Below are 26051 nucleotides of genomic sequence, written 5' to 3'. Positions count from 1 at the left end.
AGAACCCCAGAGCACCCACCGCACCCCCCCCCCCCCCCCCACCCCCCCGGGCGGGCCCTACCCCCCCCAGCCCTCCCCCCCCCCCCCCCGCCCCCCCCCCCCCTCCGCCCCGGTGACCGGACCGTCCCGCCGGGGCGGGACGGTGCATCCCGCCTGTCGGGCGGGACGCGGGCATGTGGCACAATGGGCAGCTGTACTCGACAGTCGCATAGGACCCCTCTCTCCTCCGGCTGACGCGTCCATCGGGCACCCGAGTACCGCAACCCCACGTGGCATCTCAAGTGCCCAACCACGTCAAGTTCAGGAGACACCACTCCAGTGGCAGTCAAGATCAAGCTCAAGCGCCTCGGTAAGATCCGCTCCCCGCACTACCGCATCGTCGTCGCCGACGCCCGCACCCGCCGGGACGGTCGCGCGATCGAGGAGATCGGCATCTACCAGCCGACCTACAACCCGTCGCGCATCGAGGTCAACGCCGAGCGCGCGCAGTACTGGCTGTCCGTGGGCGCCCAGCCCACCGAGGCCGTCCTCGCCATCCTGAAGCTCACCGGTGACTGGCAGGCGCACAAGGGCCTCCCGGCCCCGGCGCCGCTGCTGCAGCCGGCGACGAAGGAAGACAAGCGTCGTTCCTTCGACGAGTTCGCCAAGGCCCTCGAGGGCATCGGCGAGGGCAAGGGCGAGGCCATCACGCAGAAGAAGAAGGCCGACAAGAAGGCGGACGAGGCTGAGGCCGCCGCCGAGTCGACCGAGGCCTGAGCATGCTCGAGGAGGCTCTTGAGCACCTCGTAAAGGGCATTGTGGACAACCCCGACGACGTGCAGGTCGCCTCGCGCAACCTGCGCCGCGGACAGGTGCTCGAGGTCCGGGTGCACCCCGACGACCTCGGCAAGGTGATCGGCCGCAACGGCCGCACCGCACGTGCTCTGCGTACCGTCGTGGGCGCCATCGGCGGCCGGGGGATCCGCGTCGACCTCGTCGACGTGGACCAGGTCCGCTGAGCAGTTGAACACCGGCACGGGCCGGGGAGGGCATACGTGCCCGCCCCGGCCCGTTGTCGTTCCGAACAGGAGTTAAAGGTGGAGCTGGTAGTCGCGCGGGTTGGCCGCGCCCACGGGATCAAGGGTGAGGTCACCGTCGAGGTGCGGACCGACGAGCCGGAGCTGCGGCTCTCGCCCGGCGCCGTGCTGCGGACCGAACCGGCGTCGGCGGGTCCGCTGACCATCGAGACGGGCCGGGTGCACAGCGGCCGGCTCCTGCTCCGCTTCGCGGGCGTCAAGGACCGCACCGGCGCCGAGGCGCTGCGCAACACCCTCCTGATCGCGGACGTCGACCCGGCGGAGCTGCCCGAGGAGGAGGACGAGTACTACGACCACCAGCTCATGGACCTGGACGTGGTACTCGAGGACGGCACCGAGATCGGCCGGATCACCGAGATCTCGCACCTGCCCTCGCAGGACCTCTTCATCGTCGAGCGCCCGGACGGCAGCGAGGTCATGATCCCCTTCGTCGGGGAGATCGTCGCCGAGATCGACCTGGAGGAGCAGCGCTGCGTCATCACCCCGCCGCCCGGGCTGATCGACGACCGCGCCGAGGTCGCGTCGGCGCGTGACGCTGCCGGGGCCGCGGACACCGAAGGCGCGGAGAAGTCCGGGGACGACGACTGATGCGGCTCGACGTCGTCACGATCTTCCCCGAGTACCTGGAGCCGCTGAACGTCTCCCTCGTCGGCAAGGCGAGGGCCCGCGGGCAGCTCGACGTACACGTGCACGACCTGCGGGAGTGGACGTACGACCGGCACAACACCGTCGACGACACCCCGTACGGCGGCGGCCCGGGCATGGTCATGAAGACCGACCCCTGGGGAGAGGCCCTCGACTCGGTGCTCGCCGACGGCTACGAGTCCGGCGCGCACGGCCCGGTCATGGTGGTGCCCACGCCCAGCGGCCGGCCCTTCACGCAGGAACTGGCCGTCGAGCTCTCCGAGCGCCCCTGGCTGATCTTCACGCCGGCCCGGTACGAGGGCATCGACCGCCGCGTCATGGACGAGTACGCGACGCGCATGCCGGTCTACGAGGTCTCCATCGGCGACTACGTCCTGGCGGGCGGGGAGGCGGCCGTCCTGGTCGTCACCGAGGCCGTGGCCCGGCTGCTGCCCGGCGTGCTCGGCAACGCCGAATCGCACCGGGACGACTCCTTCGCCCCCGGCGAGATGGCCAACCTCCTCGAAGGCCCCGTCTACACCAAGCCGCCGCAGTGGCGGGGCCGGGGCATCCCCGAGGTGCTGCTCAGCGGCCACCACGGGAAGATCGCCCGCTGGCGCCGCGACGAGGCCTTCCGCCGCACCGCGCAGAACCGCCCCGACCTGATCGAGCGCTGCGAGGCCTCCGCCTTCGACAAGAAGGACCGCGAGATCCTCAGCATCCTGGGCTGGAAGCCGTCCGGGGACGGCCGATTTTGGCGCAGGCCGGAGGCCGTGGAAGAATAGGCGGCTGCTGTGTGCTTCCGTACGCTCCTGCCACAGGGGGACCGTCGTGCGGGGAGTGCCACGGCTCCCGAATTCTCTCCGGAAACCCGCACCGGCGACCTGTGGCGTCGTGCGAAGAAAGCAGACGAACAACATGTCTCACCTGCTCGATGGCGTCAACGCCGCCTCCCTGCGCACGGACGTCCCGGCCTTCCGCCCCGGTGACACCATCAACGTGCACGTCCGCGTGATCGAGGGCAACCGCTCCCGTATCCAGCAGTTCAAGGGCGTTGTCATCCGTCGCCAGGGCTCTGGCGTCTCCGAGACCTTCACCGTTCGCAAGGTCTCCTTCAGCGTCGGCGTGGAGCGCACCTTCCCGGTCCACTCCCCGATCTTCGAGAAGATCGAGCTCGTCACCCGCGGTGACGTGCGTCGCGCCAAGCTGTACTTCCTCCGTGAGCTCCGCGGCAAGGCCGCGAAGATCAAGGAGAAGCGCGACCGCTGATCTCCCCTCCGGGTCCCGGGGACGGGCGGATAGGCTCGCACCCGATGGACACCGAAGCAGAGCTCACACAGCGCGGCCACTCCTCTCCCGAGCAGGGGGAGGGGCGGCCGCGTTCTGCTTTTTCCGGTTCCGGTTCCGGTTCCGGTTCCCGGTCCGGTTCCGGTTCCCGTTCCTGGCGGCGGGCCGGCCTGGTCGGCGTGCTGTGCGCCGTCTTCCTGCTGCTCCTCGCCAATTTCGTCGTCCAGCCCTTCCAGATCCCGAGCCGTTCCATGGAGCCGACCCTCGAGGTGGGCGACCGGATCCTGGTCAACAAGCTGGCGTACCGTTTCGGCGCCGCGCCGCGGCGGGGGGACGTGGTGGTCTTCGACGGCGCCGGCTCCTTCGTCCGGGAACCCGCGGGCGGGAACCCGGTCGGTGACGCCGTGCGCGGGGCGTTCTCGGCGCTCGGGCTCGCGGAGCCCTCGGACACCGACTTCGTGAAGCGGGTCGTGGGCGTCGGCGGGGACGACGTGGTGTGCTGCGACCAGGGGGGCCGGATCCAGGTCAACGGGGTCCCGGTCGAAGAGCCGTACCTGTACCCCGGGGACTCGGCCTCGAAGGTGCCCTTCCGGATCGCCGTCCCCGTGGGGACCCTGTGGGTCATGGGCGACCACCGCTCCCAGTCCCGGGACTCCCGGGACCACCTGGGCGAGCCCGGCGGTGGGATGGTCCCGGTGGAGAAGGTGATCGGGCGGGCCGACTGGATCGGCTGGCCCGTGTCGCGCTGGGGCTCGGTGCCGGGGGCGCGGACCGGGGACGGCCCGCGTGGGTAGCCGGGGCCGCCCGAGGGGCGGGCGCCGGCCCGAGCCGGACCGGGAACCCGAGCCGGAGCGGCCACGGCGCAGATCCGGGCCGAGGCAGGCGCCGCCGCCCGCGCGGGAGGCGGCGGGGGCCCCCGGGCCGGCGCCGGCGCCCGGCGCCGACGACGGCGCGGCCGCGGAGCCCGGCGGGCGGGCCGAGCGGCGCCGGCTGGCCCGCAGGGTGCGCCGGCGCAGGCGCACGCGCCGGGTGGGCGAGCTGCCGCTGCTGGTGGCGGTCGCGCTGTGCATAGCCCTGGTGCTCAAGACCTTCCTGGTGCAGGCGTTCTTCATCCCGTCCGGCTCGATGGAGCAGACGATCCGGATCGGCGACCGGGTGCTGGTGGACAAGCTGACCCCCTGGTTCGGGTCGGAGGTCCGGCGGGGCGACGTCGTCGTGTTCAAGGACCCGGGCGGCTGGCTCAAGGGCGAGGCCGGGAGGCCCGCTCCGGACCCGGCGGGCGTCAGGCAGATCAAGCAGGCCCTCACCTTCATCGGCCTGCTGCCCTCGGCGGACGAGCAGGACCTGATCAAGCGGGTCATCGGCGTCGGCGGGGACACCGTCAAGTGCTGCGACGGCCGGGGCCGGGTGACCGTCAACGGAGCGCCGCTCGATGAGCCGTACGTGTCACCCGGCAACGCTCCTTCCGAGATCCGGTTCGAGGTGCGCGTACCGGCCGGGCGGCTCTTCGTGATGGGCGACCACCGCGCGAATTCGGCCGATTCCCGGTACCACCTCGACGAGGCCTTCGAGGGCACCATCGACGAGAAGGGCGTGGTCGGGCAGGCGGTCGTGATCGCCTGGCCCTTCGGCCACTGGCGCGGACTCGACCAGCCGGCGACCTTCCTGTCGGTGCCGGATCCCGTACGCGGCGGCCGGCGGCGCGGGCCCGGTCGGCGCCGTCGGGGCACGCCGTTCGCATAGTGTGGCCCTGGTCTCCCGCGCCTTAGGGAACTCCCGCTCGTTAGGGGAGGGGAGGGCCCGCGTCTGATCCCGGTGCGGGCGGCGGTTTTCCGAGTGAGGAGTGGATGTGGGGGATGTGGCGGTAGGCGCACGATCCGGACGCGATGAAGGTGAGGAGCGGCCGGACGACGCCGTCGGGCACGAGACCGGGGAGGAGGACGCCGAGGCGGGCAGTCCGCAGCGTTCCTTCTGGAAGGAGCTCCCGCTCCTCATCGGTATCGCCCTGCTGCTGGCCCTGCTGATCAAGACCTTCCTGGTGCAGGCTTTCTCGATCCCGTCCGACTCGATGCAGAACACCCTGCAGCGCGGTGACCGGGTGCTGGTGGACAAGCTGACCCCGTGGTTCGGCTCGGAGCCCGAGCGCGGAGAGGTCGTGGTCTTCCACGACCCCGCGAACTGGCTGGCCGGGGAGCCCACCCCGGAGCCCAACATCGCGCAGCAGATCCTCAGCAAGATCGGCCTGATGCCGTCCGCAGACGAGAAGGACCTGATCAAGCGGGCCATCGCCATCGGCGGGGACACGGTGGAGTGCAAGAAGGGGGGACCGGTCGTCGTCAACGGCAAGGCGCTCGACGAGCCGTACATCTTCCCCGGCAACTCGGCCTGTGACGACTTCCCGTTCGGCCCGATCACCGTGCCCAAGGGCAAGATCTGGGTGATGGGCGACCACCGCCAGAACTCCCAGGACTCCCGGTACCACCAGCAGGACTCCACCCAAGGCTTCGTCCCGGTCAAGGAGGTAGTCGGCCGGGCCGTGGTCGTGGCGTGGCCGGTCACCCGCTGGTCCACGCTCCCCGTCCCGGACACCTTCGACCAGCCGGGCATCGGCAAGCAGCCCCCGGCGCCGCTGCACTCGCCGCAGGCGAGCGGGCTGGGCCCGGCCGGGATCGCGCCCGCCGCCCTCGGGCTCGCGGGGGCCGTCCCCGTCGTCCTGTGGCGCCGGCGGAGGCTGACCAAGGGGCGTACCGCCCGGTAGGGTGCCGCCCAGGTCGACGATCTCCGAGGCATGGGGGCGCTGCAATGGGCGGAACGCAGGCAATACGCACGCGCAGGGATGGCCACGGGGGCCTCGGCAACACGTTGTCGGGGATCGCCGTGGCCATCGGCTTCGTGCTCTTCCTCGGCGGCTTCGGCTGGGGGGCGCTGGTGTACCAGCCGTACACGGTGCCGACGGACTCGATGGTGCCGACCGTACGGCCGGGCGACCGGGTGCTGGCCCAGCGGATCGACGGCGCCGAGGTGCGGCGCGGCGACGTCGTCGTCTTTACTGACACCGTGTGGAGCAGTTCCCCCATGGTCAAGCGGGTCGTGGCCGTCGGCGGCGACACCGTCGCCTGCTGCCGCCAGGGCGGCCGGGTGACCGTGAACGGCGAGCCGCTGGACGAGCCCTACGTGGACCGGGAGGGCGACGGGGCGGCGGCCGCGGGGGCGACCGCGTTCGAGGTGAAGGTGCCCGAGGGCAACCTCTTCCTGATGGGTGACCGGCGCGGCGGCTCGCTGGACTCCCGGGCGCACCTCCAGGAGGCCGGCCAGGGGACGGTGCCCCGCTCGGCGGTCCAGGCCCGGGTCGACGCCGTGGCGTGGCCGTCCATGACGATGCTGGAGCGGCCGCGGATCTTCGCCGCCCTGCCTGGCGGGATCTCCGCTCCCGGGCCGCTGCGGCTCCAGGTGACCGCGGTGCTGGCCGGCGCGGCCCTGGTGCTGCTGGGCGCCGCCTACGGGCCGCTCGCCCGGCTCATGGGGCGCGGGCGGGGGCGGGCGGGCTCCCATGGGCGCTGAGCCGTCCGCGACGCCCCCGCGGAAGGTCTCCCGGGTGATCCTGCTCGACCCCGAGGACCGGATCCTGCTGCTGCACGGCTTCGAACCGGACGACCCCGCCGACGACTGGTGGTTCACCCCGGGCGGCGGTGTGGAGGGCACCGAGACCCGCGAGCAGGCCGCGCTGCGGGAACTCGCCGAGGAGACCGGGATCACAGAAGTGGAACTGGGGCCGGTGCTGTGGCACCGGTACTGCGCCTTCCCCTTCGACGGGAGGCGCTGGGAGCAGGACGAGTGGTACTTCCTGGCGCGTACCGCCCAGACCGCCACCGAGATGGGCGGCCTCACGGAGCTGGAGCGGCGCAGCGTCACGGGAGCCAGGTGGTGGACCTCCGAGGAACTCCTCGCGGCCCGTGAGACGGTGTACCCGACCAGACTGGCCGAGCTGCTCCGGACGCTGCTCGACGACGGTCCTCCGGGCGCTCCGGTGGTCCTCGCCCCGGAAATCGTTTAGGGGCGTACGGCGCTGGCGCACAATAGGGGGACGCACGGCTGAAGGGGAACATGCCATGAGTGCCGAGGACCTCGAGAAGTACGAGACCGAGATGGAGCTGAAGCTCTATCGGGAGTACCGCGACGTCGTCGGGCTGTTCAAGTACGTGATCGAGACCGAGCGACGTTTCTACCTGACCAACGACTACGAGATGCAGGTGCACTCGGTCCAGGGCGAGGTGTTCTTCGAGGTCTCCATGGCCGACGCGTGGGTCTGGGACATGTACCGTCCGGCCCGTTTCGTCAAGCAGGTCCGCGTGCTGACCTTCAAGGACGTGAACATCGAGGAGCTCAACAAGAGCGACCTCGAACTGCCGGGCGGCGACCTCCCCGGCTGATCCACGGGCCGGCTCACCCCCGCGGGTGAGCCGGATATCCACAACGCCCGGGTTGTCCACCAAGATCCACGCGGTGGGCCGGGACGCGGGACCGTCGGTGCCGGAGGTGGTGCCGGATGGACGCGAAGAGCGTGGCACAGCGGGCATTGGGGCGGTACGGCGAGGAGCTCGCCGCGCGGAGGCTGACCGAGTCCGGGATGACGGTGATCGCCAGGAACTGGCGGTGCCGGGCCGGGGAGATCGACATCGTCGCCCGCGACGGGGACGCCCTCGTCGTGTGCGAGGTCAAGACGCGCCGCGCGGGCGGCTTCGAACACCCCATGGCCGCCGTCCGGGCCGGCAAGGCCGAGCGGCTGCGCCGGCTCGCCGGGCGCTGGCTCGCCGACCACGGGGGGCCGCCGCCGGGCGGGGTGCGGATCGACCTCGTCGGAGTCCTGCTGCCCCGGCGCGGGGCGCCCGTGGTGGAGCACGTCAGGGGGGCGGCCTGATGGGGTTCGCGCGGGCCTGCTCCGTGGCGCTGGTGGGCGTCGAGGGCGTACTCGTGGAGGTACAGGCGGATCTGGAGCCGGGAGTGGCCGCCTTCACCCTGGTGGGGCTGCCCGACAAGACCCTGGTGGAGAGCCGCGACCGGGTACGGGCGGCGGTGGTGAACTCCGGCGCCCCGTGGCCGCAGAAGAAGCTCACGGTCGGACTCAGCCCGGCGTCCGTGCCGAAGGCCGGCGCCCATTTCGACCTGGCCGTGGCCGCGGCCGTCCTGGGCGCCGCCGAGGTCGTCGACCCCGCGAGGATCGCCGACCTCGTGCTCATCGGGGAACTGGGCCTCGACGGCCGGGTGCGCCCCGTCCGGGGGATCCTGCCCGCCGTGCTCGCGGCCGCCGAGGCCGGGTACCGGCAGGTGGTGGTGCCGCAGCAGTGCGCGGCCGAGGCCGCCCTCGTCCCGGACGTCTCGGTGCTGGGCGTGCGCAGCCTGCGGCAGCTGATCGCGGTGCTGACCGGCGGGGAGGTGCCCGAGGAGGAGCCGCCGCAGGACGCCGGGCGCCCCGATCCGATGCTCGCCGGGCTGGTCGTGCCCGGCGCCGGGCTCGGGACGGGCCTCTCGGGCCGGGGTGACGCCGCGGACTTCCCGGACCTCGCCGACGTCGCCGGGCAGCACAGCGCCCGCCGGGCCCTGGAGGTGGCGGCCTCCGGGGGCCACCACCTCTTCCTCAGCGGGCCCCCGGGCGCGGGCAAGACGATGCTCGCCGAGCGGCTGCCCTGGCTCCTGCCGCCGCTCACCCGACGGGACTCCCTTGAAGTGACGGCCGTCCACTCGGTCGCGGGAATCCTGCCGCCCGGCGAACCGCTCGTCGGCAGGGCCCCGTACTGCGCCCCGCACCACTCCGCGACCATGCAGTCGCTGGTCGGCGGCGGCGCCGGGATCCCCAGGCCCGGAGCGGTCTCCCTGGCACACAGGGGGGTGCTCTTCCTGGACGAGGCCGCGGAGTTCAGCGGGAAGGTGCTGGACGCCCTGCGGCAGCCCCTCGAAGCCGGGCACGTGGTCATCGCCAGGGCCGCCGGAGTGGTACGGCTGCCCGCCCGCTTCCTCATGGTCCTCGCGGCGAACCCCTGCCCCTGCGGCCGCCACACCCTGCACGGGTCCGGCTGCGAATGCCCCGCCTCGGTGATCCGGCGCTACCAGGCCCGGCTGTCCGGGCCGCTGCTCGACCGGGTCGACCTGCGGGTCGAGGTCGAGCCGGTCACCCGCTCCGACCTGCTGGGCCGCGGCGGCCGCGGCGAGGCCACCGCCGCCGTCGCCGACCGGGTCCGCGAGGCCCGCGACCGGGCCGCCGCCCGACTCGCCGACACCCCGTGGCGGCTCAACTCGGAGGTGCCCGGGCACGAGCTGCGCACCCGCTGGCCCGCCGGCCCGGGCGCCCTGGCGCTGGCCGAGCGCGACATGGAGCGCGGACTGCTCACCGCGCGGGGGCTGGACCGGGTGCTGCGGGTCGCCTGGACCGTCGCCGACCTGCGGGGCCGCGACCGCCCCGACGCGCTGGACGCGGCCGTCGCGCTCGAGCTGCGCACCGGGATCGCCCGGGGTGCGGCCCAGGCCATGGGGGCGGGGTCGTGAGCGCCGCCGGGTACGACCCGGAGCACCTGGCCCGGGCCGCGCTGACCCGGGTGCTGGAGCCGGGGGACGAGCACGGCGGGCGCTGGATCCGGGAGCTCGGGGCCGCCGGCCTGATACGGCTCCTGACCGGCCCCGAGCCGGAGTCCGGGGCGCTGACCGGAGTGGGGCCCGAGCGGCTGGCCGGATACCGCAGGCGGGCCGCCGCCGCGGAGCCCCTGCGGGACCTGGAGAGCGCCGCCGGGGCGGGCGGCCGGTTCGTCTGCCCCGGCTCGGCGGAGTGGCCGACCCAGCTGGACGACCTCGGAGACGCCCGGCCCGTCGGGCTCTGGCTGCGGGGCCATCCCCACCTGCGGACCTGGGCCCTGCGGTCGGTCGCCGTGGTCGGGGCCCGGGCGTGTACCCCGTACGGGGCCCACATGGCGCAGACCCTGGCCGCCGGGCTCGCCGAGCGCGGCTGGGTGGTCGTCTCCGGGGCGGCGTACGGGATCGACGGCGCCGCCCACCGGGGAGCCCTCGCCTCGGGCGGCGCCACGGCGGCGGTCCTGGCCTGCGGGGTGGACGTGGCCTACCCGCGCGGCCACGCCGGGCTCCTTGGCCGGATCACCCGCCAGGGGCTGGTGCTGGGCGAGCTGCCGCCCGGGACCCACCCGACCCCGAGCCGGTTCGTCCTGCGCAACCGGGTCATCGCGGCCCTCACCCGGGGGACGGTGGTCGTGGAGGCCGCCCACCGCAGCGGCTCCCTGGTCACCGCCCGCCGCGCACAGGACCTGGGCCGCCTCACCATGGGCGTCCCCGGACCCGCCACCAGCGGTCTCTCGGCCGGGGTGCACGAGCTGCTGCGCGGCGAGGCGGTGCTCGTCACCGACGCCGACGAGATCGTCGAACTGGTCGGCGACATGGGCGAGCTGGCTCCCGCCCGCCGCGGCCCGGTCCTCGACCGGGACCTGCTGGCACCCGCCGCCGCCCGGGTCCTCGAAGCGCTTCCGGCGGGCCGCCCGGCGGGCCTGGAGGAGATCGCCCTCGCCGCGGCCACGGGCACCGATGAAGTCATCGGCAGACTGTACGAACTTCACTCTCTGGGGTTCGTCGAACGGCAGGGTGACGGCTGGAGGTTGACCCCGCGGACGTCACGAGAGGGGGTGCATTCCGGAGCCGACCGGCGAGGCGGTCGTTGACCTGGTGCGTTCCGGTGAAAGAGTGACGGCGATGACAGACGCGGTCCTCCCGGTGGCACTCGCCGGGACCGTGCGCGAGGCGCCGGTCCCGGGCCGCCCGTGCGAGGACGGACGCCCCTGCGCCCCTGCGCCATCCCGTACTCTTCGCGCACCGCGACACTTCCGTCACGCTACGCTCCCAAGGAATCCCGCTCCGGCAAAGGCGAAGCATGCCCCAGCACACCTCAGGGTCCGACCGCGCCGCGGTTCCCCCCGCTGCTCGTGGCAGCGTGCGGTCCACCGCGCCCTCGTCCCTGGAGGTGCTCTGGCGCTCATACAAGGACTCGGGCGACGAACGGCTGCGGGAGCAGCTGATCCTGCACTACTCGCCCCTGGTCAAGTACGTGGCGGGCCGGGTCAGCGTGGGCCTGCCGCCCAATGTGGAACAGGCCGACTTCGTCTCCTCCGGGGTCTTCGGCCTGATCGACGCGATCGAGAAGTTCGACATCGAGCGGTCCATCAAGTTCGAGACGTACGCCATCACCCGGATCCGCGGCGCGATGATCGACGAGCTGCGCGCGCTGGACTGGATCCCGCGCTCCGTCCGGCAGAAGGCGCGGGCCGTGGAACGCGCCTACGCGACGCTGGAGGCCCAGCTGCGCCGCACCCCCACGGAGGGCGAGGTCGCGGGGGAGATGGGCATCGCGGTGGAGGAACTCCACACGGTCTTCAGCCAGTTGTCCCTGGCCAACGTGGTCGCCCTGGAGGAGTTGCTGCACGTGGGCGGGGAGGGCGGCGACCGCCTGTCCCTGATGGACACCCTGGAGGACACCGCCGCCGACAACCCGGTCGAGGTGGCAGAGGACCGGGAGTTGCGCCGCCTGCTCGCGCGGGCCATCAACACCCTCCCGGAGCGGGAGAAGACCGTGGTGACCCTCTACTACTACGAGGGCCTGACCCTCGCCGAGATCGGCAACGTCCTGGGCGTCACCGAGAGCCGGGTCAGCCAGATCCACACGAAGTCCGTGCTCCAGCTGCGCGCCAAGCTCGCCGACGTCGGCCGCTGAGCCGCGGCGTCCGGATCGCGGCGGACAGCCCTTGCGGGACCTCCGTACAGTGGTGACGTGCCCAGGATTCGAGCGGCCTCCGTGGCCGAGCACCGGTCGATGCAGCGCGGCGCCCTGTTGGACGCCGCCCGTGCCCTGTTGTCCGAAGGCGGGACGGAAGCCCTGACCTTCCCCGCCCTCGCGGAGCGGACCGGGCTCGCCCGGTCCTCCGTGTACGAGTACTTCCGGTCGCGCGCGGCCGTCGTCGAAGAGCTGTGCGCGGTGGACTTCCCCGTATGGGCCGCCGAGATCGAGGCGGCGATGGAGCGGGAGCCCACTCCGGAAGCGAAGATCGAGGCGTACGTGCGCACCCAGCTGGGGCTGGTGGGGGACCGCCGCCACCGCGCGGTGGTCGCCATTTCCGCCGGCGAGCTGGACGCGGGCGCGCGGGAGAAGATCCGCGCCGCGCACGGAGGCCTGGTGGCGATGATCGTCGAGGCCCTGGGCGCCCTCGGGCTGGCGGAGCCCCGCCTGTCCGCGATGCTGCTCCAGGGCGTCGTGGACGCCGCGGCCCGCCGCATCGAGCTCGGCGCCGCCGAGGATCCGGCCGTGATCACCGAGACGGCCGTCGCCATGGTGCTGAGGGGCGTCGCCGTCTAGGAGGCTTCCGGGGCGGCGGCCGGGAGCAGCCGGGGTGTGGGCGGGGGGAGCAGGGTCAGCGGGTCGAGGTAGGCGTTCTCGCCCGTGAGGAGTCCCCAGTGCAGGCAGGGGCCCGGGCAGTGCGACCCCTCCGTGAGCACCGCCACCACCTGGCCCGCCGCGACGGGCTCCCCCTCCGCGACCAGCGGCCGGACCGGTTCGTACGTCGTGCGCAGGCCGCCCGGGAGGGTGAGCGAGAGCACCCCGCGCCCCGCGACCCGCCCCGCGTAGTGCACCCGCCCGGGACCCACGGCCCGGACCTGCGCCCCGGCCGGCGCCGACAGGTCGACACCGCGGTGCCCGGCCGCGTACGGGGTCGGCGGCGGATCCCACCAGCGCGCCACGGACAGCGGCGCGGGCAGGGGGCGCACTCGCAGCTCCCCGCTCAGGCCCGCCGCCCCGTGCACCGGTACGCGGGGCGCCGCGGACGCGGGCTCCGGGGCCGCCGGCACGAAGGGGGCCGGCCCGGGCAGTGGCCGGGGCAGGGTCAGAAGCAGGATGAGCAGCAGTTTCGTCATGCCCCGCAGGATCCCGCGCGGGCGGCGTGACGGGTCCGCGCCTGTGGACGGCCGACGGGTTGTGGACAACGGCGTCACCCGGCATACCGCCGGGTCCCGTACACTTCTTGTGGCGATCCGGGTCACCGGGTCGACTTCGCACGCCCCAGCGCCGGCCGGTTCCGGTCAGGTGAAAGCGTCTCTCGGTCCCTCCAGGGGCAGGGCGCGGCGGGGCGTCAGGAACCAAACCGAGAAACCAAGGAGATGGCCATGGCCGTCGTAACGATGCGGGAGCTGCTGGAGAGCGGCGTCCACTTCGGTCACCAGACCCGTCGCTGGAACCCGAAGATGAAGCGCTTCATCTTCACCGAGCGCAACGGCATCTACATCATCGACCTGCTCCAGTCGCTGTCGTACATCGACCGCGCCTACGAGTTCGTGAAGGAGACCGTCGCGCACGGTGGCTCCATCATGTTCGTCGGTACGAAGAAGCAGGCGCAGGAGGCCATCGCCGAGCAGGCGACCCGCGTCGGCATGCCGTACGTCAACCAGCGCTGGCTGGGTGGCATGCTCACCAACTTCTCCACCGTCTACAAGCGCCTCCAGCGTCTGAAGGAGCTTGAGGCGATCGACTTCGAGGACGTCGCCGCCTCGGGTCTCACCAAGAAGGAGCTCCTGGTCCTCTCCCGCGAGAAGGCCAAGCTGGAGAAGACCCTCGGTGGTATCCGCGAGATGTCGAAGGTTCCCAGCGCCGTCTGGATCGTCGACACCAAGAAGGAGCACATCGCCGTCGGTGAGGCGCGCAAGCTGCACATCCCGGTCGTCGCGATCCTCGACACCAACTGTGACCCCGACGAGGTCGACTACAAGATCCCGGGCAACGACGACGCGATCCGCTCCGTCACCCTGCTCACCCGCGTGATCGCCGACGCCGTCGCCGAGGGCCTCATCGCCCGCTCCGGCGCTGCGACCGGTGACTCGAAGCCGGGCGAGAAGGCCGCCGCCGAGCCCCTCGCCGAGTGGGAGCGCGACCTGCTCGAGGGCGAGAAGAAGGCTGACGCCGAGGCCCCCGCGGCCGAGGCCCCCGCGGCCGAGGCCCCCGCGGCCGAGGCTCCGGCTGCCGAGGCCACCGAGGCCGAGGCTCCGGCCGCCGAGCAGGCCTGACCCACTGAGAGTGCCCGGCGTTCATCCGCCGGGCATTCGCAGCACGGACGATGACGGCGGGGGAGCCGCGCCACGAGCGCGCTCCTCCGCTGTTCACCCGTAGATCTACGACTTCGAGAGAGAATCACAGACTCATGGCGAACTACACCGCCGCTGACGTCAAGAAGCTCCGCGAGCTCACCGGCGCCGGCATGCTGGACTGCAAGAACGCGCTCGTCGAGGCCGACGGCGACGTCACCAAGGCCAACGAGATCCTGCGCGTCAAGGGCCTGAAGGGTGTCGCCAAGCGCGAGGGCCGTTCCGCCGAGAACGGTGCCGTCACCTCCCTGATCGCCGAGGACGCCACCTCCGGCGTGCTCCTCGAGCTCAAGTGCGAGACCGACTTCGTGGCCAAGAGCCCGAAGTTCCTGGCCGTCGCCGACCAGCTCGCCGCCCACGTGGACGCCACCAAGCCGGCGGACATCGAGGCGCTGCTGGCGTCCGAGATCGAGCCCGGCAAGACCGTCCAGGCGTTCGTGGACGAGGCCAACGCCAACCTCGGCGAGAAGATCGTCCTGGACCGCTTCGCGCAGTACGAGGGTGCTTTCGTCGCCTCCTACATGCACCGCACCATGCCCGACCTGCCCCCGCAGATCGGTGTCCTGGTCGAGCTGGACAAGGCCGACGCCGAGCTGGCCAAGGGCATCGCCCAGCACATCGCCGCCTTCGCGCCGAAGTACCTGACCGCCGAGGACGTTCCGGCCGAGGTCGTCGAGTCCGAGCGCCGCGTCGCCGAAGAGGTCACCCGCGCCGAGGGCAAGCCCGAGGCCGCGATCGCCAAGATCGTCGAGGGTCGCGTCAACGGCTTCTTCAAGGACGTCACGCTCCTGGGCCAGCCGTACGCGCTGGACAACAAGAAGTCCGTCCAGAAGGTTCTGGACGAGGCCGGTGTCACCCTGAAGCGCTTCACCCGCATCAAGGTCGGCATCTGAGTCCGTCCGTACGCGACGGACACCGGACCCCTATAGGGTCTGAAGCAGTCGTCCGTGCCCGCGCAGGACGACCGCAGATCTGACGAGGAGGCCATTGCCCCAGAGGGAACCGCGAGGACCCACCGGCAATGGCCTTCTTCGTATGTGCACGAGGAGATCTCCATGAATCAGGGCGTGGACCCCCACACCGCATCCGACGACAAGAGCGACCACGAGAAGAAGGGTCGCCGCTTCATGCTGAAGCTGTCCGGCGAAGCCTTCTCCGGCGGCGGCGGACTGGGTGTCGACCCCGACGTCGTGCACGCCATCGCCCGCGAGATCGCGGCCGTGGTCCGCGACGGCGCCGAGATCGCGATCGTCATCGGCGGCGGCAACTTCTTCCGCGGCGCCGAGCTTCAGCAGCGCGGCATGGACCGGGCCCGGTCCGACTACATGGGCATGCTCGGCACCGTCATGAACTGCCTCGCCCTCCAGGACTTCCTGGAGAAGGAGGGCATCGACAGCCGCGTCCAGACCGCCATCACCATGGGCCAGGTCGCGGAGCCGTACATCCCGCTCCGCGCCGTGCGCCACCTGGAGAAGGGCCGCGTCGTCATCTTCGGCGCCGGCATGGGCATGCCCTACTTCTCCACCGACACCACGGCCGCCCAGCGTGCCCTGGAGATCGACGCCGAGGCCCTCCTCATGGGCAAGAACGGCGTCGACGGGGTCTACGACTCCGACCCGAAGACCAACCCGGACGCCGTGAAGTTCGACGCGCTGGAGTACAGCGAGGTGCTGTCCCGGGACCTCAAGGTCGCCGACGCCACGGCCATCACGCTGTGCCGCGACAACCGGCTGCCGATCCTGGTCTTCGAGCTGCTCGCCGAGGGCAATATCGCCCGCGCCGTCAAGGGTGAGAAGATCGGCACGCTCGTGAGCGACCAGGGCACCCGGGTCTGAGCACACCGAGCCGGGCCCGCAGGGGCCCGGTCCGGGCGGCCCGGACCGCCCGCGCCCGCCTGAACCATCCATATCTGACATGCAGGAGCACGTGGTGATCGAAGAAATCCTCCTCGAGGCCGAGGAGAAGATGGAGAAGGCCGTCGTCGTCGCCAAGGAAGACTTCGCCGCGATTCGCACGGGCCGTGCGCACCCGGCGATGTTCAACAAGATCGTGGCGGACTACTACGGTGCCATCACGCCCATCAACCAGCTCGCCTCCTTCGCCGTGCCCGAGCCGCGCATGGCGATCGTGACGCCGTTCGACGCCTCGGCGCTGCGCAACATCGAGCAGGCGATCCGCGACTCCGACCTCGGTGTCAACCCGAGCAACGACGGCCGCATCATCCGGGTGACCTTCCCGGAGCTGACGCAGGACCGCCGCAAGGAGTACATCAAGGTCGCCAAGAACAAGGCCGAGGACTCCAAGGTCTCCATCCGCTCCGTGCGCCGCAAGGCCAAGGACGCCCTCGACAAGCTGGTCAAGGACAAGGAGGCCGGCGAGGACGAGGTGCGCCGCGCCGAGAAGGAGCTCGACGACACCACCGCGAAGTACGTCGCGCAGGTGGACGAGCTGCTCAAGCACAAGGAAGCCGAGCTCCTCGAGGTCTGATGAACGACTCTCCCTGGGCCGCGGAGCCGGTTCCGGCGGGTCCCGCATACGATGCGCTGGTGGGCCCGCACACTGCGCCCATGCCCATCGTGCCCGATGCCGCCGGCCGTGCCTTCGACGACCGGGACGCACGCGATCGGGGGGCCGCCTTCGCCGGCGGCCCCCCGTTCCGCGCCGAGACGCCGTTGCAGGAGCCCATGCCCAGCCCCCCGCCTCCGCCCCCGCAGGCCCCGCAGGACGCCTCGCCCCCGCCGCCGAAGAAGCGCGCGGGGCGGGATCTGCGTGCCGCCATAGGGGTCGGTGTCGGCCTCGGCGCGGTGATCTTCGCTTCGCTGTTCATCGTCAAGGCCGTCTTCGTCGGCGTCATCGTCGTCGCGATCGTGGTCGGCCTGTGGGAGCTCACCTCCCGGCTCCAGGAGAAGAAGGGCATCAAGGCCCCGCTGGTCCCGCTCGCGGTCGGCGGAGCGGCGATGATCATCGCCGGATACGTCCGCGGGGCCGAGGGCGCGTGGGTGGCCATGGCCCTCACCGCGCTGGCCGTCCTCGTGTGGCGGATGACCGAGCCGCCCGAGGACTACCTCAGGGACGTCACGGCGGGTGTCTTCGCGGCGTTCTACGTGCCCTTCCTGGCCACGTTCGTCGCGATGCTGCTGACGCCGGACGACGGTCCGCAGCGGGTGGTGACCTTCCTGGTCCTGACCGTGGTCAGCGACACCGGGGCCTACGCCGTCGGCTGGCGCTTCGGCAAGACCAAGCTCGCCCCGCGCATCAGCCCCGGCAAGACCCGCGAGGGGCTCTTCGGAGCGGTCGCCTTCGCGATGGCGGCCGGCGCCCTGTGCATGGAGTTCCTGATCGACGGGGGTGCCTGGTGGCAGGGCCTGCTGCTCGGCCTCGCGGTCGCGGTCAGCGCCACCCTGGGCGACCTCGGCGAGTCCATGATCAAGCGTGACCTGGGCATCAAGGACATGGGCACGCTGCTCCCGGGCCACGGCGGCATCATGGACCGCCTCGACTCGCTGCTGCCGACCGCTCCCGTGGTGTGGCTGCTGCTGGCGGCGTTCGTCGGTACCGGCTGAGCGGCCGCTCCCGGGCCGTGGGCCCGGGGGCCGACCACCGGCTGACGGGTCCGGGCCGGGTTATCCTGGAGGGCGCGCCGTGTTCACGCGGCGCGCCCTTTCCGTCCAGCGGCCGAGCCGCGGACCGGCCCTGCACGCGCGGGGTGACCCCCACCCCGTCGTACTGAGGAGTACCGCATGGCCCCCCGTCCCGCTCCGGGTGAGCTCACCTTCGTCGCCCCTCGCGGGGTCAAGAAGCCGCCCCGGCACCTCGCCGACCTGACCCCGGCCGAGCGCCGGGAGGCGGTGGCCGCGATCGGCGAGAAGCCGTTCCGGGCCAAGCAGCTCTCCCAGCACTACTTCGCCCGCTACGCGCACGACCCGGCCGAGTGGACCGACATCCCCGCGGCCTCGCGCGAGAAGCTCCAGCAGGAGCTGCTCCCGGAGCTCATGAACGTCGTGCGGCACATCAGCTGCGACGACGACACCACCCGCAAGACCCTGTGGAAGCTGCACGACGGCACGCTCGTCGAGTCCGTGCTGATGCGCTACCCGGACCGGGTGACGATGTGCATCTCCTCGCAGGCCGGCTGCGGCATGAACTGCCCGTTCTGCGCCACCGGCCAGGCAGGCCTGGACCGCAACCTCTCCACCGCCGAGATCGTGCACCAGATCGTCGACGGGATGCGCGCCCTGCGCGACGGCGAGGTCCCCGGCGGCCCCGCCCGCCTGTCCAACATCGTCTTCATGGGCATGGGCGAGCCGCTCGCGAACTACAAGCGCGTCGTCGGCGCCATCCGCCGCCTCACCGACCCCGAGCCCGACGGCCTCGGCCTGTCGCAGCGCGGCATCACCGTCTCCACCGTCGGCCTGGTCCCGGCCATGCTCCGCTTCGCCGACGAGGGCTTCAAGTGCCGCCTCGCGGTCTCCCTGCACGCCCCGGACGACGAGCTGCGCGACACCCTCGTCCCCGTGAACACCCGCTGGAAGGTCCGCGAGGTCCTCGACGCGGCCTGGGAGTACGCCGAGAAGTCCGGCCGCCGCATCTCCATCGAGTACGCCCTGATCCGCGACATCAACGACCAGGCCTGGCGCGGCGACCTGCTCGGCCGCCTGCTCAAGGGCAAGCGCGTACACGTCAACCTGATCCCGCTGAACCCGACGCCGGGCTCCAAGTGGACCGCCTCGCGCCCCGAGGACGAGAAGGCCTTCGTCGAGGCGATCGCCCGCCACGGCGTGCCCGTGACCGTCCGCGACACCCGCGGCCAGGAGATCGACGGCGCCTGCGGCCAGCTCGCCGCCTCGGAACGATAGATTCCGGCTGCGTTCCGGACAGCGGCCTGCCCGAATCGGCCACGGGGTACCCTGTGGCCGAACCAATTGCATATTCCGACAGGGGAGCGCCACAGCGCTGAGAGTGCGGTACCCGTCATCCGCAGACCCTCTGAACCTCGCCCCGGTCATTCGGGGTAGGAAGTTCGGTCACCACTCAAGCTGTTGCGCCCTGCCCGGCGACCGCTCGCGAAGAGCGCCGGGCGGGGCCGCGTCTTCTCCTGGTCATCCCAGGAGGAATACACCAGTGAGCACCACCAAGAAGATCGCGGGCACGGCGCTCGCGGCGGCGCTCGGCGTCACCACTCTCGGCGCCTGCGGCGGCGGCGAGGCGAAGGACACCTCCGCTGCGACCGGTGCCCCCAAGTCCAAGACGGTCACCCTCGTCTCCCACGACTCCTTCAACGTGACCGGCACGGTCCTCAAGGAGTTCGAGCAGCAGAGCGGCTACACCGTCAAGGTCCTGAAGTCCGGCGACGCGGGCGCGGCCCTCAACCAGGAGATCCTCACCAAGGGCTCCCCGCGCGGCGACGTCTTCTTCGGCGTCGACAACACCCTGCTCTCGCGGGCCCTCGACAACGGCATCTTCACCCCGTACGAGGCCAAGGGCCTGGACACGGTGAAGCCCGAGTTCGTCCTCGACCAGCAGCACCGGGTCACCCCGGTCGACTCCGGCGACATCTGCGTCAACTACGACAAGGCCTACTTCGCCGACAAGAAGATCGCCCCGCCGCAGACGCTGGACGACCTGGTCAAGCCGGAGTACAAGAACCTGCTCGTCACCGAGAACGCCGCGACCTCCTCGCCCGGCCTCGGCTTCCTCCTCGCCTCCGTCGGCAAGTACGGCGAGGAAGGCTGGAAGGACTACTGGAGCAAGCTCAAGGCCAACGGCGTCGAGGTCGTCGACGGCTGGGAGCAGGCCTACAACGAGCGCTTCTCCGGCTCCGCCGGCGGCAAGAAGGCCAAGGGCGACCGCCCGCTGGTCGTCTCCTACGCCTCCAGCCCGCCGGTCGAGGTCCTCTACGGCGAGCCGCAGCCGGCCGATGCCCCCACGGGCGTGGCCACGGGCACCTGCTTCCGCCAGGTCGAGTTCGCGGGCCTGCTGAAGGGCGCGAAGAACGAGGAGGGCGGCAAGGCGCTGATCGACTTCCTGCTCTCCAAGAAGTTCCAGGAGGACATGCCGCTCCAGATGTTCGTGAACCCGGTCGTCAAGGACGCGAAGCTGCCGGAGCTGTTCACGAAGCACGGCGTGGTGGTCGAGAAGCCGGAGAACGTCGCTCCGGAGACCATCGCCAAGAACCGTGAGCAGTGGGTCAAGACGTGGTCCTCGCTCGTCGTGAAGTAGAGCGCCTTCCCGCGGAGGGCGGGCGCGCCACGGCCGTCAGACTCGCTCTGATGGCCGTGCCGCTCGCCTTCTTCGGACTGTTCTTCGCCTTTCCCGTGGCCGCGATCGTCGGCCGCGGCCTCAAGACCGACGCGGGCTGGGAGTTCGGCCGGATCGGCGAGGTCCTGGCCCGGCCCGACATCGCCGGCGTGCTCTGGTTCACCACCTGGCAGGCGCTCGCCTCGACCGCCCTCACCCTGCTCCTCGCGCTGCCGGGCGCGTACGTCTTCGCCCGCCTGGAGTTCCCCGGCAAGCAGCTGCTGCGCGCGCTGGTCACCGTCCCCTTCGTACTGCCGACGGTGGTCGTCGGCAGTGCCTTCCTGGCGCTGGTCGGGCGGGGCGGGCTGCTCGACGAGCTGTGGGGCGTGCGGCTGGACACCACCGTCTGGGCGATCCTGCTCGCCCACGTCTTCTTCAACTACGCCGTCGTCGTACGGACGGTCGGCGGACTGTGGGCGCAGCTGGACCCGCGCCAGGAGGAGGCCGCCCGGGTGCTCGGCGCCGGGCGGATCACGGCGTGGCGGCGGGTGACGCTGCCCGCGCTCGCGCCGGCCGTGGCCGCCGCCTCGCTGATGGTGTTCCTGTTCACCTTCAGCTCCTTCGGCGTCGTGCAGATCCTCGGCGGGCCCGCCTACGCCACCCTGGAGGTGGAGGTCTACCGGCAGACGGCGCAGCTGCTGGACCTGCCGACCGCCGCCGTGCTGACGATGGTCCAGTTCGCGGCCATCGCCGCCGTCCTCGCCGTGCACGCCCGGACGGTGCGCCGGCGGGAGACCGCGCTGCGGCTCGTGGACCCGGCGCGCACCGCGCGTCCGCCGCGCGGCTGGGGACAGCGCGGCCTGCTGGGCGGGGTGCTGCTGTCGGTGGTACTGCTGGTCGTGGCGCCGCTGGCCGTGCTGGTGGAACGGTCCTTCGACGCGCCGGGCGGCTACGGCTTCGGCTTCTACCGGGCGCTCCAGGACGCGGGTTCCGGCGGCGGAACGTTTCTGGTGCCGCCGCTGGAGGCCGTCTGGAACTCCCTCCAGTACGCGCTCGCCGCCACCGCCATCGCCCTGGTCGTCGGCGGGCTCGCGGCCGCCGCCCTGACCCGGCGCGCGGGCCGCTTCGTACGCGGCTTCGACGCACTGCTGATGCTGCCGCTCGGGGTGTCCGCCGTGACCGTGGGCTTCGGGTTCCTGATCACCCTGGACGAGCCCCCGCTGGACCTCAGGACCTCGTGGATCCTGGTGCCGCTGGCGCAGGCGCTGGTCGGGGTGCCCTTCGTCGTACGGACCATGCTGCCGGTGCTGCGGGCCGTGGACGGCCGGCTGCGGGAGGCGGCGGCCGTCCTCGGGGCCTCGCCGCTGCGGGTCTGGCGGGAGGTGGACCTGCCGCTGGTGCGGCGGGCGCTGCTGATCGCGGCGGGCTTCGCCTTCGCGGTCTCCCTGGGCGAGTTCGGCGCGACCGTCTTCATCGCCCGGCCCGACCGCCCGACGCTGCCGGTGGCCGTGGCGCGGCTGCTGGGGCGGGCCGGGGAGATGAACTACGGGCAGGCGATGGCCCTGAGCACGATTCTGATGCTGGTGTGCGCGGTGTCCCTGCTGGTGCTGGAGCGGCTGCGACCCGACAAGACCTCGGGAGAGTTCTGATGACCCTGCTCCAGCTCGAAGGGGTCTCGGTCCGCTTCGGTGACCGGGCGGTGGTGGACGCGGTCGACCTGGAGGTCGCCGCGCACGAGACCGTCTGCGTCCTCGGGCCGAGCGGCAGCGGCAAGTCCACCCTGCTGCGGGTGGTGGCCGGGCTCCAGCCGGTGTCCGGGGGGCGGGTGCTGCTCGGCGGCGCCGACCAGGCCGGAGTGCCGGTGCACCGGCGGGGGGTGGGCCTGATGTTCCAGGACCACCAGCTGTTCCCGCACCGGGACGTCGGCGGGAACGTCGCCTTCGGCCTGCGCGTGCGGGGCCCGGGGTCCGGCTCCGCGGTGTCAGGGCTCCGCTCCGGGCTCCGCTCGCGTTCCGCGAAGGCGTCGTACGAGGCCCAGGTCGCGGAGCTGCTGGAGCTGGTCGGGCTCCCGGGGGCCCAGCGACGGGCCGTCTCCTCGCTCTCCGGCGGCGAGCAGCAGCGGGTGGCCCTCGCCCGGGCACTGGCCCCCTCGCCCCGGCTGCTGATGCTGGACGAGCCGCTCGGCCAGCTGGACCGGGGGCTGCGCGAGCGGCTGGTGGTCGAGCTCCAGGGGCTCTTCTCCCGGCTGGGCACCACCGTCCTCGCCGTCACCCACGACCAGGGGGAGGCCTTCGCGCTGGCCGACCGGGTGGTGGTGATGCGGGACGGGCGGATCGCGCAGACCGGGACCCCGCTGGAGGTGTGGCAGCGGCCCGCGTCGGAGTTCGTGGCCCGGTTCCTCGGCTTCGAGAACGTGGTCCCGGGGACGGTGGCGGGTGCCGCCGCCACCACCGCGTGGGGCCCGGTCCCCGTCCCGGCCGGCACGCCCGAGGGGGAGCAGCGGCTGCTGATCCGGCCGGCGGGGGTGGTGCTGTGCGCGGCCGGCCTGGACTGCGCGGTGGAGTCCCGCACCTTCCGCGGTACGCACGTCGCCCTGCGGCTGAAGCCCGCCTCGGGGCCGGTGCTGGACGCCGAGTGCGAGCTGGCCGCCGCGCCGGCCGTGGGGGACCGGGTCGCGGTGGCCTTCAGCCCGTCCGAGGTCGTCGTCCTCCCGTCGCCCTGACCGGCCGGCGGGGGACCGGGGCCGGATCAGGGCCGGATGCCGTCGCAGGCGATCGGCAGGTGGCGCGGCCCGCGCAGGACCGCGTTCTGCCGGTACGGGGGCGGGTCCTCCAGCAGCCGCGGGTTCTCCAGCCGGCGGGCCAGCTCGCTCAGGGCCAGCGCGCCCTCCAGCCGGGCCAGCGGCGCCCCGAAGCAGCTGTGGATCCCGCTGCCGAGGCCCAGGTGCTGGACGTCCTGGCGGTCCGGGTCGAACCGGTCCGGATCCGGGAACCGCCTGGGGTCGCGGTTGCCCGAGGCCAGCACCAGCCAGACGGACGCGCCCTGGGGGATGGTCACCCCGCCGATCTCGATGTCCGCGAGGGCGGTGCGCTGCGGCACCAGCTGCACGGGGGGCTCGTAGCGCAGCAGCTCCTCCACGATCGGCACCGCCAGCGCCGGGTCCCCGCGCAGCCGCTCCAGCACCTCGCGGTGGCGCAGCAGGGTCAGCATGCCGTTGGTGATCAGATTGACGGTGGTCTCGTGCCCGGCGACCAGCAGCAGCGCCGAGGTGCTCAGCAGTTCCATGGTGGTCATGGCGCCGTCCGGCCCCTGCGCCGTGGCCAGCTCCGAGAGCATGTCGCCGGTGGGGTTCTTGCGGCGCTCCTCGATCAGCCCGGCCAGGTACATGCCGAGCTCCATGCGGGCGTTCTTGGACTTCTCGACCCGCGCCCCGGGATCGGGCGCGTCCGGGTCAGGGTCCAGGCTGGCGGCGAGGGTGTCGGCCCACACGTGGAACTTGGGCTCGTCCTCGGGGGGCACGCCCAGCAGCCGGCAGATGACGGTCACCGGGAACGGGTACGAGAACTGCTCGACCAGGTCGATCCGGTCCAGGCGGCCGGACTCCGCGATGCCGTCGATCAGCCCCTTGACGATGCCCTCCAGCTCCCCGCGCATGTCGTTCACGCGGTGCGGGGAGTGCGGCGGGCCGAAGGGCCGGTTGGTCATCCGGCGCAGCCGGTCGTGCTCGGGCGGGTCGATCCGCAGGAAGGCCGGCGGCAGTACCGTCTCCTCCTCCTGCTCCGGATCGGCCAGCGGGTCGCCGTCCGCCGCCTTCAGGTTCCGGGCGTCGGAACTGATCCGGGGGTCGTGCAGCAGGCTCCGGATCTCGTAGTAGCCGCTGACCACGTAGGGTCCGGTCCCGTCGTGCGAGACGGGCGTCTTGCGGAGTTCCTCGTACAGCGGGTACGGATTGGCCCGGCTGGAGTAGTCGATGATCTGCCGCAGGAGTTCTTGAGTCATGGGGGTCCTCGTGCTCAGGGGCGCGCCGGGGTGAAGGTGATCCTCCGGTCGGCCGGTGAGTAGCCGCTCAAGGTGATGGTCGGGCCGTGCGTGGGGACCGACGGGTCGGGAAAGTCGGCCGGGACCGGCTTGTTGCCCTCGGGCCGGCGGTCGACCGTCGCGTACGGCGGCGGGAAGGGGGCGGTCCGCTCGATCTGTTCCTGGTAGAAGGGGAGCCAGCGGCAGTTGTCGAAGGTGACGGCGCCGATGACGCGTCCCTGGTAGCCGTAGACCGCGGCGAACCGGCGTTCGGCGCGCGACCCCTGGGTGAAGAGGATCTCGGTGCCCATCGAGGGCACCCCGACCGACTTGACGTTCACGCCGAACTGGGACGACCAGAAGGCCGGGACCCACAGGTGGGGGCGCCGGTCGGCGCTCTCGCTCAGCATGTTGTGCGCGGCGGTGCGGGCCTGCTCGACGGCGTTGCCCCAGTGCTCCAGCGACAGGAACTGGTAGCCGAACAGGGCGTGCGGGGAACGGGCCACGTCACCCGCCACGTAGATGTCGTCGGTGACGATGCCGCGGATGTCGAAGGCGCGGCAGCCCGCGTCGCAGGCGATGCCCCGCGGTCCCGCGCCGAGTCCGGAGCCGGCGAGCCACTCCGTGTTGCGCTGCGCGCCGAGGCCGACGACCACGGTGTCGGTCTCCAGCACCGTGCCGTCCGACAGGTGCGCGGCGCGCACCTGTCCGGAGGAGTCACCCTCCAGGGCGGTCACCGTGATCCCGGTGCGCAGGTCGACGCCGTGCTCGCGGTGCATGTCCGCCGCAACCTCGCCGACCACTCCGCCCAGCGCGCCGACCAGCGGTGCGGCGCCCCGCTCGGCGACGGTGACCTCCAGGCCCCGCTCGCGGCAGGCGGAGGCGATCTCGGAGCCGGTGAACCCGGCGCCGATGACCAGGACCCGGCGCGGACCGGCGGCGAGCCGGCGCTCCAGGGCCAGGCCGTCGTCCCGGGTGCGCAGGGTGAGGACGCCCTCCAGGGCCGCTTCCTCCTCGTTCGGCCAGCGCCGGGCGCGCACCCCGGTGGCGATGAGCAGCCGGTCGTACTCGACCTCGTCGCCGTCGGCGAGCTTCACCCGCCGGGCCGCCATGTCGAGTCCCGTGGCGGGCACGCCGAGGCGCCACTTGGCGTCGATGTCCCGGGTCCGGGGCAGCGCCGTACGGTCGGCCGTCGCCCGGCCCAGCAGGACCTGCTTGGACAGCGGGGGCCGGTCGTACGGTTCGTGGGGTTCGTCGCCGATCATCGTCAGGGATCCGGCGAACCCCTTCTCGCGCATCGTCTCGGCGGCCCGCAGTCCCGCCAGGGAAGCGCCCACGACCACGATGCGGCCTTCGCGCTTGAACCGCTCCAGGGCTGCGTCACCGCTCACCGCGCGCCTCCGCCGTCCGTCGACAGGGACCCGTTCATCGCGTCCAGCAGGATGGCCTGGACGGGGCACGCGTGGACGGCGCGGACGACGCTCTCGCGGTGCTCCTCGTCGGGTTGCGGGTCGTAGAGCAGGGACTCGTCACCGTGCATGGCGAAGACGTCCGGTGCGAGGAACGCGCACTGGGCGTAGCCCTGGCACCGGTTGAGGTCCACGACAAGCCTCATGAGGGATCGCCCTTCCG

Annotated in this window: 29 protein-coding genes; 25 read left to right on the top strand and 4 right to left on the bottom strand. The window is 72.3% G+C overall.

The features are described 5' to 3' along the window. Positions 1-318: 318 nt before the first annotated feature. The 16 genes from rpsP (at position 319) to ACZ4WZ_RS17445 (ending at position 12387) form a co-directional block, all read left to right on the top strand. Positions 319-756 (top strand): 30S ribosomal protein S16, encoded by a 438-nt coding sequence (rpsP, locus tag ACZ4WZ_RS17520; protein WP_125817063.1) that lies wholly within the window; start codon positions 319-321, stop codon positions 754-756. A gap of 2 nt (positions 757-758) precedes the next feature. After that, on the top strand, positions 759-998 hold the full coding sequence (locus ACZ4WZ_RS17515; RefSeq protein ID WP_007266827.1) for an RNA-binding protein: 240 nt from the start codon (positions 759-761) through the stop codon (positions 996-998). Between the two features lie 78 nt (positions 999-1076). Next, complete coding sequence (gene rimM / locus ACZ4WZ_RS17510; RefSeq protein WP_467891105.1) at positions 1077-1664, top strand: ribosome maturation factor RimM; 588 nt, start codon at positions 1077-1079, stop codon at positions 1662-1664. Further along, the gene (gene trmD / locus ACZ4WZ_RS17505) at positions 1664-2485 is read left to right on the top strand and encodes a tRNA (guanosine(37)-N1)-methyltransferase TrmD (RefSeq protein WP_467891102.1); all 822 of its coding nucleotides are present in this window, start codon (positions 1664-1666) and stop codon (positions 2483-2485) included. The genes rimM and trmD overlap by 1 nt, the downstream gene beginning before the upstream one ends. A 133-nt stretch (positions 2486-2618) precedes the next feature. Then, positions 2619-2969, top strand: coding sequence for a 50S ribosomal protein L19 (rplS, locus tag ACZ4WZ_RS17500; protein ID WP_030227407.1), 351 nt, complete (start codon positions 2619-2621; stop codon positions 2967-2969). 44 nt (positions 2970-3013) lie between these two features. Continuing rightward, positions 3014-3781 carry a signal peptidase I gene (gene lepB / locus ACZ4WZ_RS17495; RefSeq protein ID WP_467891100.1) on the top strand — a complete coding sequence of 256 codons (768 nt, stop codon included), beginning with the start codon at positions 3014-3016 and terminating at the stop codon, positions 3779-3781. 235 nt (positions 3782-4016) lie between these two features. Next, on the top strand, positions 4017-4730 hold the full coding sequence (gene lepB, locus ACZ4WZ_RS17490; protein WP_467891097.1) for a signal peptidase I: 714 nt from the start codon (positions 4017-4019) through the stop codon (positions 4728-4730). A gap of 100 nt (positions 4731-4830) precedes the next feature. Beyond that, entirely contained in the window at positions 4831-5745 is a 915-nt protein-coding gene (gene lepB, locus ACZ4WZ_RS17485; protein ID WP_467891095.1) for a signal peptidase I, read from the top strand. A 44-nt stretch (positions 5746-5789) separates the two neighbouring features. Continuing rightward, positions 5790-6548: a signal peptidase I gene (gene lepB / locus ACZ4WZ_RS17480; protein ID WP_467891093.1), complete on the top strand. Its 759-nt coding sequence runs from the start codon at positions 5790-5792 to the stop codon at positions 6546-6548. After that, positions 6538-7041, top strand: a complete 504-nt coding sequence (locus ACZ4WZ_RS17475; protein WP_467891091.1) for an NUDIX hydrolase — start codon at positions 6538-6540, stop codon at positions 7039-7041. The genes lepB (ACZ4WZ_RS17480) and ACZ4WZ_RS17475 overlap by 11 nt, the downstream gene beginning before the upstream one ends. Positions 7042-7096: 55 nt before the next feature. Further along, complete coding sequence (locus tag ACZ4WZ_RS17470) at positions 7097-7417, top strand: DUF2469 domain-containing protein (protein ID WP_267032412.1); 321 nt, start codon at positions 7097-7099, stop codon at positions 7415-7417. Between the two features lie 116 nt (positions 7418-7533). Beyond that, positions 7534-7905: a YraN family protein gene (locus tag ACZ4WZ_RS17465; RefSeq protein ID WP_467891088.1), complete on the top strand. Its 372-nt coding sequence runs from the start codon at positions 7534-7536 to the stop codon at positions 7903-7905. Next, entirely contained in the window at positions 7905-9527 is a 1623-nt protein-coding gene (locus tag ACZ4WZ_RS17460; protein WP_467891085.1) for a YifB family Mg chelatase-like AAA ATPase, read from the top strand. The genes ACZ4WZ_RS17465 and ACZ4WZ_RS17460 overlap by 1 nt, the downstream gene beginning before the upstream one ends. Next, on the top strand, positions 9524-10702 hold the full coding sequence (gene dprA / locus ACZ4WZ_RS17455; protein ID WP_467891083.1) for a DNA-processing protein DprA: 1179 nt from the start codon (positions 9524-9526) through the stop codon (positions 10700-10702). Before ACZ4WZ_RS17460 ends, dprA begins: the two co-directional genes overlap by 4 nt. A gap of 209 nt (positions 10703-10911) precedes the next feature. Further along, entirely contained in the window at positions 10912-11748 is an 837-nt protein-coding gene (gene whiG, locus ACZ4WZ_RS17450; RefSeq protein WP_401246432.1) for an RNA polymerase sigma factor WhiG, read from the top strand. Between the two features lie 81 nt (positions 11749-11829). Further along, the gene (locus tag ACZ4WZ_RS17445) at positions 11830-12387 is read left to right on the top strand and encodes a TetR/AcrR family transcriptional regulator (protein WP_467891224.1); all 558 of its coding nucleotides are present in this window, start codon (positions 11830-11832) and stop codon (positions 12385-12387) included. Here the strand turns inward: ACZ4WZ_RS17445 and ACZ4WZ_RS17440 are convergent. Continuing rightward, a complete protein-coding gene (locus tag ACZ4WZ_RS17440; protein WP_467891080.1) occupies positions 12384-12944 on the bottom strand; it encodes a peptidoglycan DD-metalloendopeptidase family protein in 561 nt (186 codons plus the stop codon). The two genes, ACZ4WZ_RS17445 and ACZ4WZ_RS17440, sit on opposite strands and share 4 nt — an antisense overlap. A 249-nt stretch (positions 12945-13193) precedes the next feature. On the opposite strand from ACZ4WZ_RS17440, the gene rpsB reads away from it, so the two are divergent. The 9 genes from rpsB (at position 13194) to ACZ4WZ_RS17395 (ending at position 23124) form a co-directional block, all read left to right on the top strand. After that, complete coding sequence (gene rpsB / locus ACZ4WZ_RS17435) at positions 13194-14087, top strand: 30S ribosomal protein S2 (RefSeq protein ID WP_467891077.1); 894 nt, start codon at positions 13194-13196, stop codon at positions 14085-14087. Between the two features lie 134 nt (positions 14088-14221). Beyond that, positions 14222-15058: a translation elongation factor Ts gene (gene tsf / locus ACZ4WZ_RS17430; RefSeq protein WP_467891075.1), complete on the top strand. Its 837-nt coding sequence runs from the start codon at positions 14222-14224 to the stop codon at positions 15056-15058. Between the two features lie 162 nt (positions 15059-15220). Then, a complete protein-coding gene (pyrH, locus tag ACZ4WZ_RS17425; RefSeq protein ID WP_388941988.1) occupies positions 15221-16000 on the top strand; it encodes a UMP kinase in 780 nt (259 codons plus the stop codon). A gap of 94 nt (positions 16001-16094) precedes the next feature. Continuing rightward, on the top strand, positions 16095-16652 hold the full coding sequence (gene frr, locus ACZ4WZ_RS17420) for a ribosome recycling factor (protein ID WP_243630638.1): 558 nt from the start codon (positions 16095-16097) through the stop codon (positions 16650-16652). Continuing rightward, positions 16652-17728, top strand: a complete 1077-nt coding sequence (locus ACZ4WZ_RS17415; RefSeq protein WP_467891070.1) for a phosphatidate cytidylyltransferase — start codon at positions 16652-16654, stop codon at positions 17726-17728. The genes frr and ACZ4WZ_RS17415 overlap by 1 nt, the downstream gene beginning before the upstream one ends. Before the next feature lie 177 nt (positions 17729-17905). Next, positions 17906-19021 carry a dual-specificity RNA methyltransferase RlmN gene (gene rlmN, locus ACZ4WZ_RS17410; RefSeq protein WP_388941981.1) on the top strand — a complete coding sequence of 372 codons (1116 nt, stop codon included), beginning with the start codon at positions 17906-17908 and terminating at the stop codon, positions 19019-19021. Between the two features lie 265 nt (positions 19022-19286). Continuing rightward, complete coding sequence (locus ACZ4WZ_RS17405) at positions 19287-20384, top strand: thiamine ABC transporter substrate-binding protein (RefSeq protein ID WP_467891066.1); 1098 nt, start codon at positions 19287-19289, stop codon at positions 20382-20384. Between the two features lie 50 nt (positions 20385-20434). Next, positions 20435-22051 (top strand): ABC transporter permease, encoded by a 1617-nt coding sequence (locus ACZ4WZ_RS17400; protein WP_467891063.1) that lies wholly within the window; start codon positions 20435-20437, stop codon positions 22049-22051. Then, positions 22051-23124, top strand: coding sequence for an ABC transporter ATP-binding protein (locus ACZ4WZ_RS17395; protein ID WP_467891061.1), 1074 nt, complete (start codon positions 22051-22053; stop codon positions 23122-23124). The genes ACZ4WZ_RS17400 and ACZ4WZ_RS17395 overlap by 1 nt, the downstream gene beginning before the upstream one ends. Before the next feature lie 26 nt (positions 23125-23150). On the opposite strand, the gene ACZ4WZ_RS17390 is transcribed toward ACZ4WZ_RS17395, so the two are convergent. Genes ACZ4WZ_RS17390 through ACZ4WZ_RS17380 form a run of 3 tightly spaced genes read right to left on the bottom strand, consistent with a single transcriptional unit; the run spans position 23151 to position 26034 of the window. Beyond that, positions 23151-24401: a cytochrome P450 gene (locus ACZ4WZ_RS17390; protein ID WP_467891059.1), complete on the bottom strand. Its 1251-nt coding sequence runs from the start codon at positions 24399-24401 to the stop codon at positions 23151-23153. Positions 24402-24415: 14 nt separating this feature from the next. Then, the gene (locus ACZ4WZ_RS17385; RefSeq protein WP_467891056.1) at positions 24416-25810 is read right to left on the bottom strand and encodes an NAD(P)/FAD-dependent oxidoreductase; all 1395 of its coding nucleotides are present in this window, start codon (positions 25808-25810) and stop codon (positions 24416-24418) included. Next, on the bottom strand, positions 25807-26034 hold the full coding sequence (locus tag ACZ4WZ_RS17380; RefSeq protein ID WP_467891053.1) for a ferredoxin: 228 nt from the start codon (positions 26032-26034) through the stop codon (positions 25807-25809). Before ACZ4WZ_RS17380 ends, ACZ4WZ_RS17385 begins: the two co-directional genes overlap by 4 nt. Positions 26035-26051 lie beyond the last annotated feature (17 nt).

This window comes from Streptomyces sp. NPDC029122 (genome assembly GCF_055569445.1).
The sequence above is the reverse complement of the archived record's forward strand: the minus strand, read 5'-3'. Positions and strand labels throughout refer to the sequence as shown.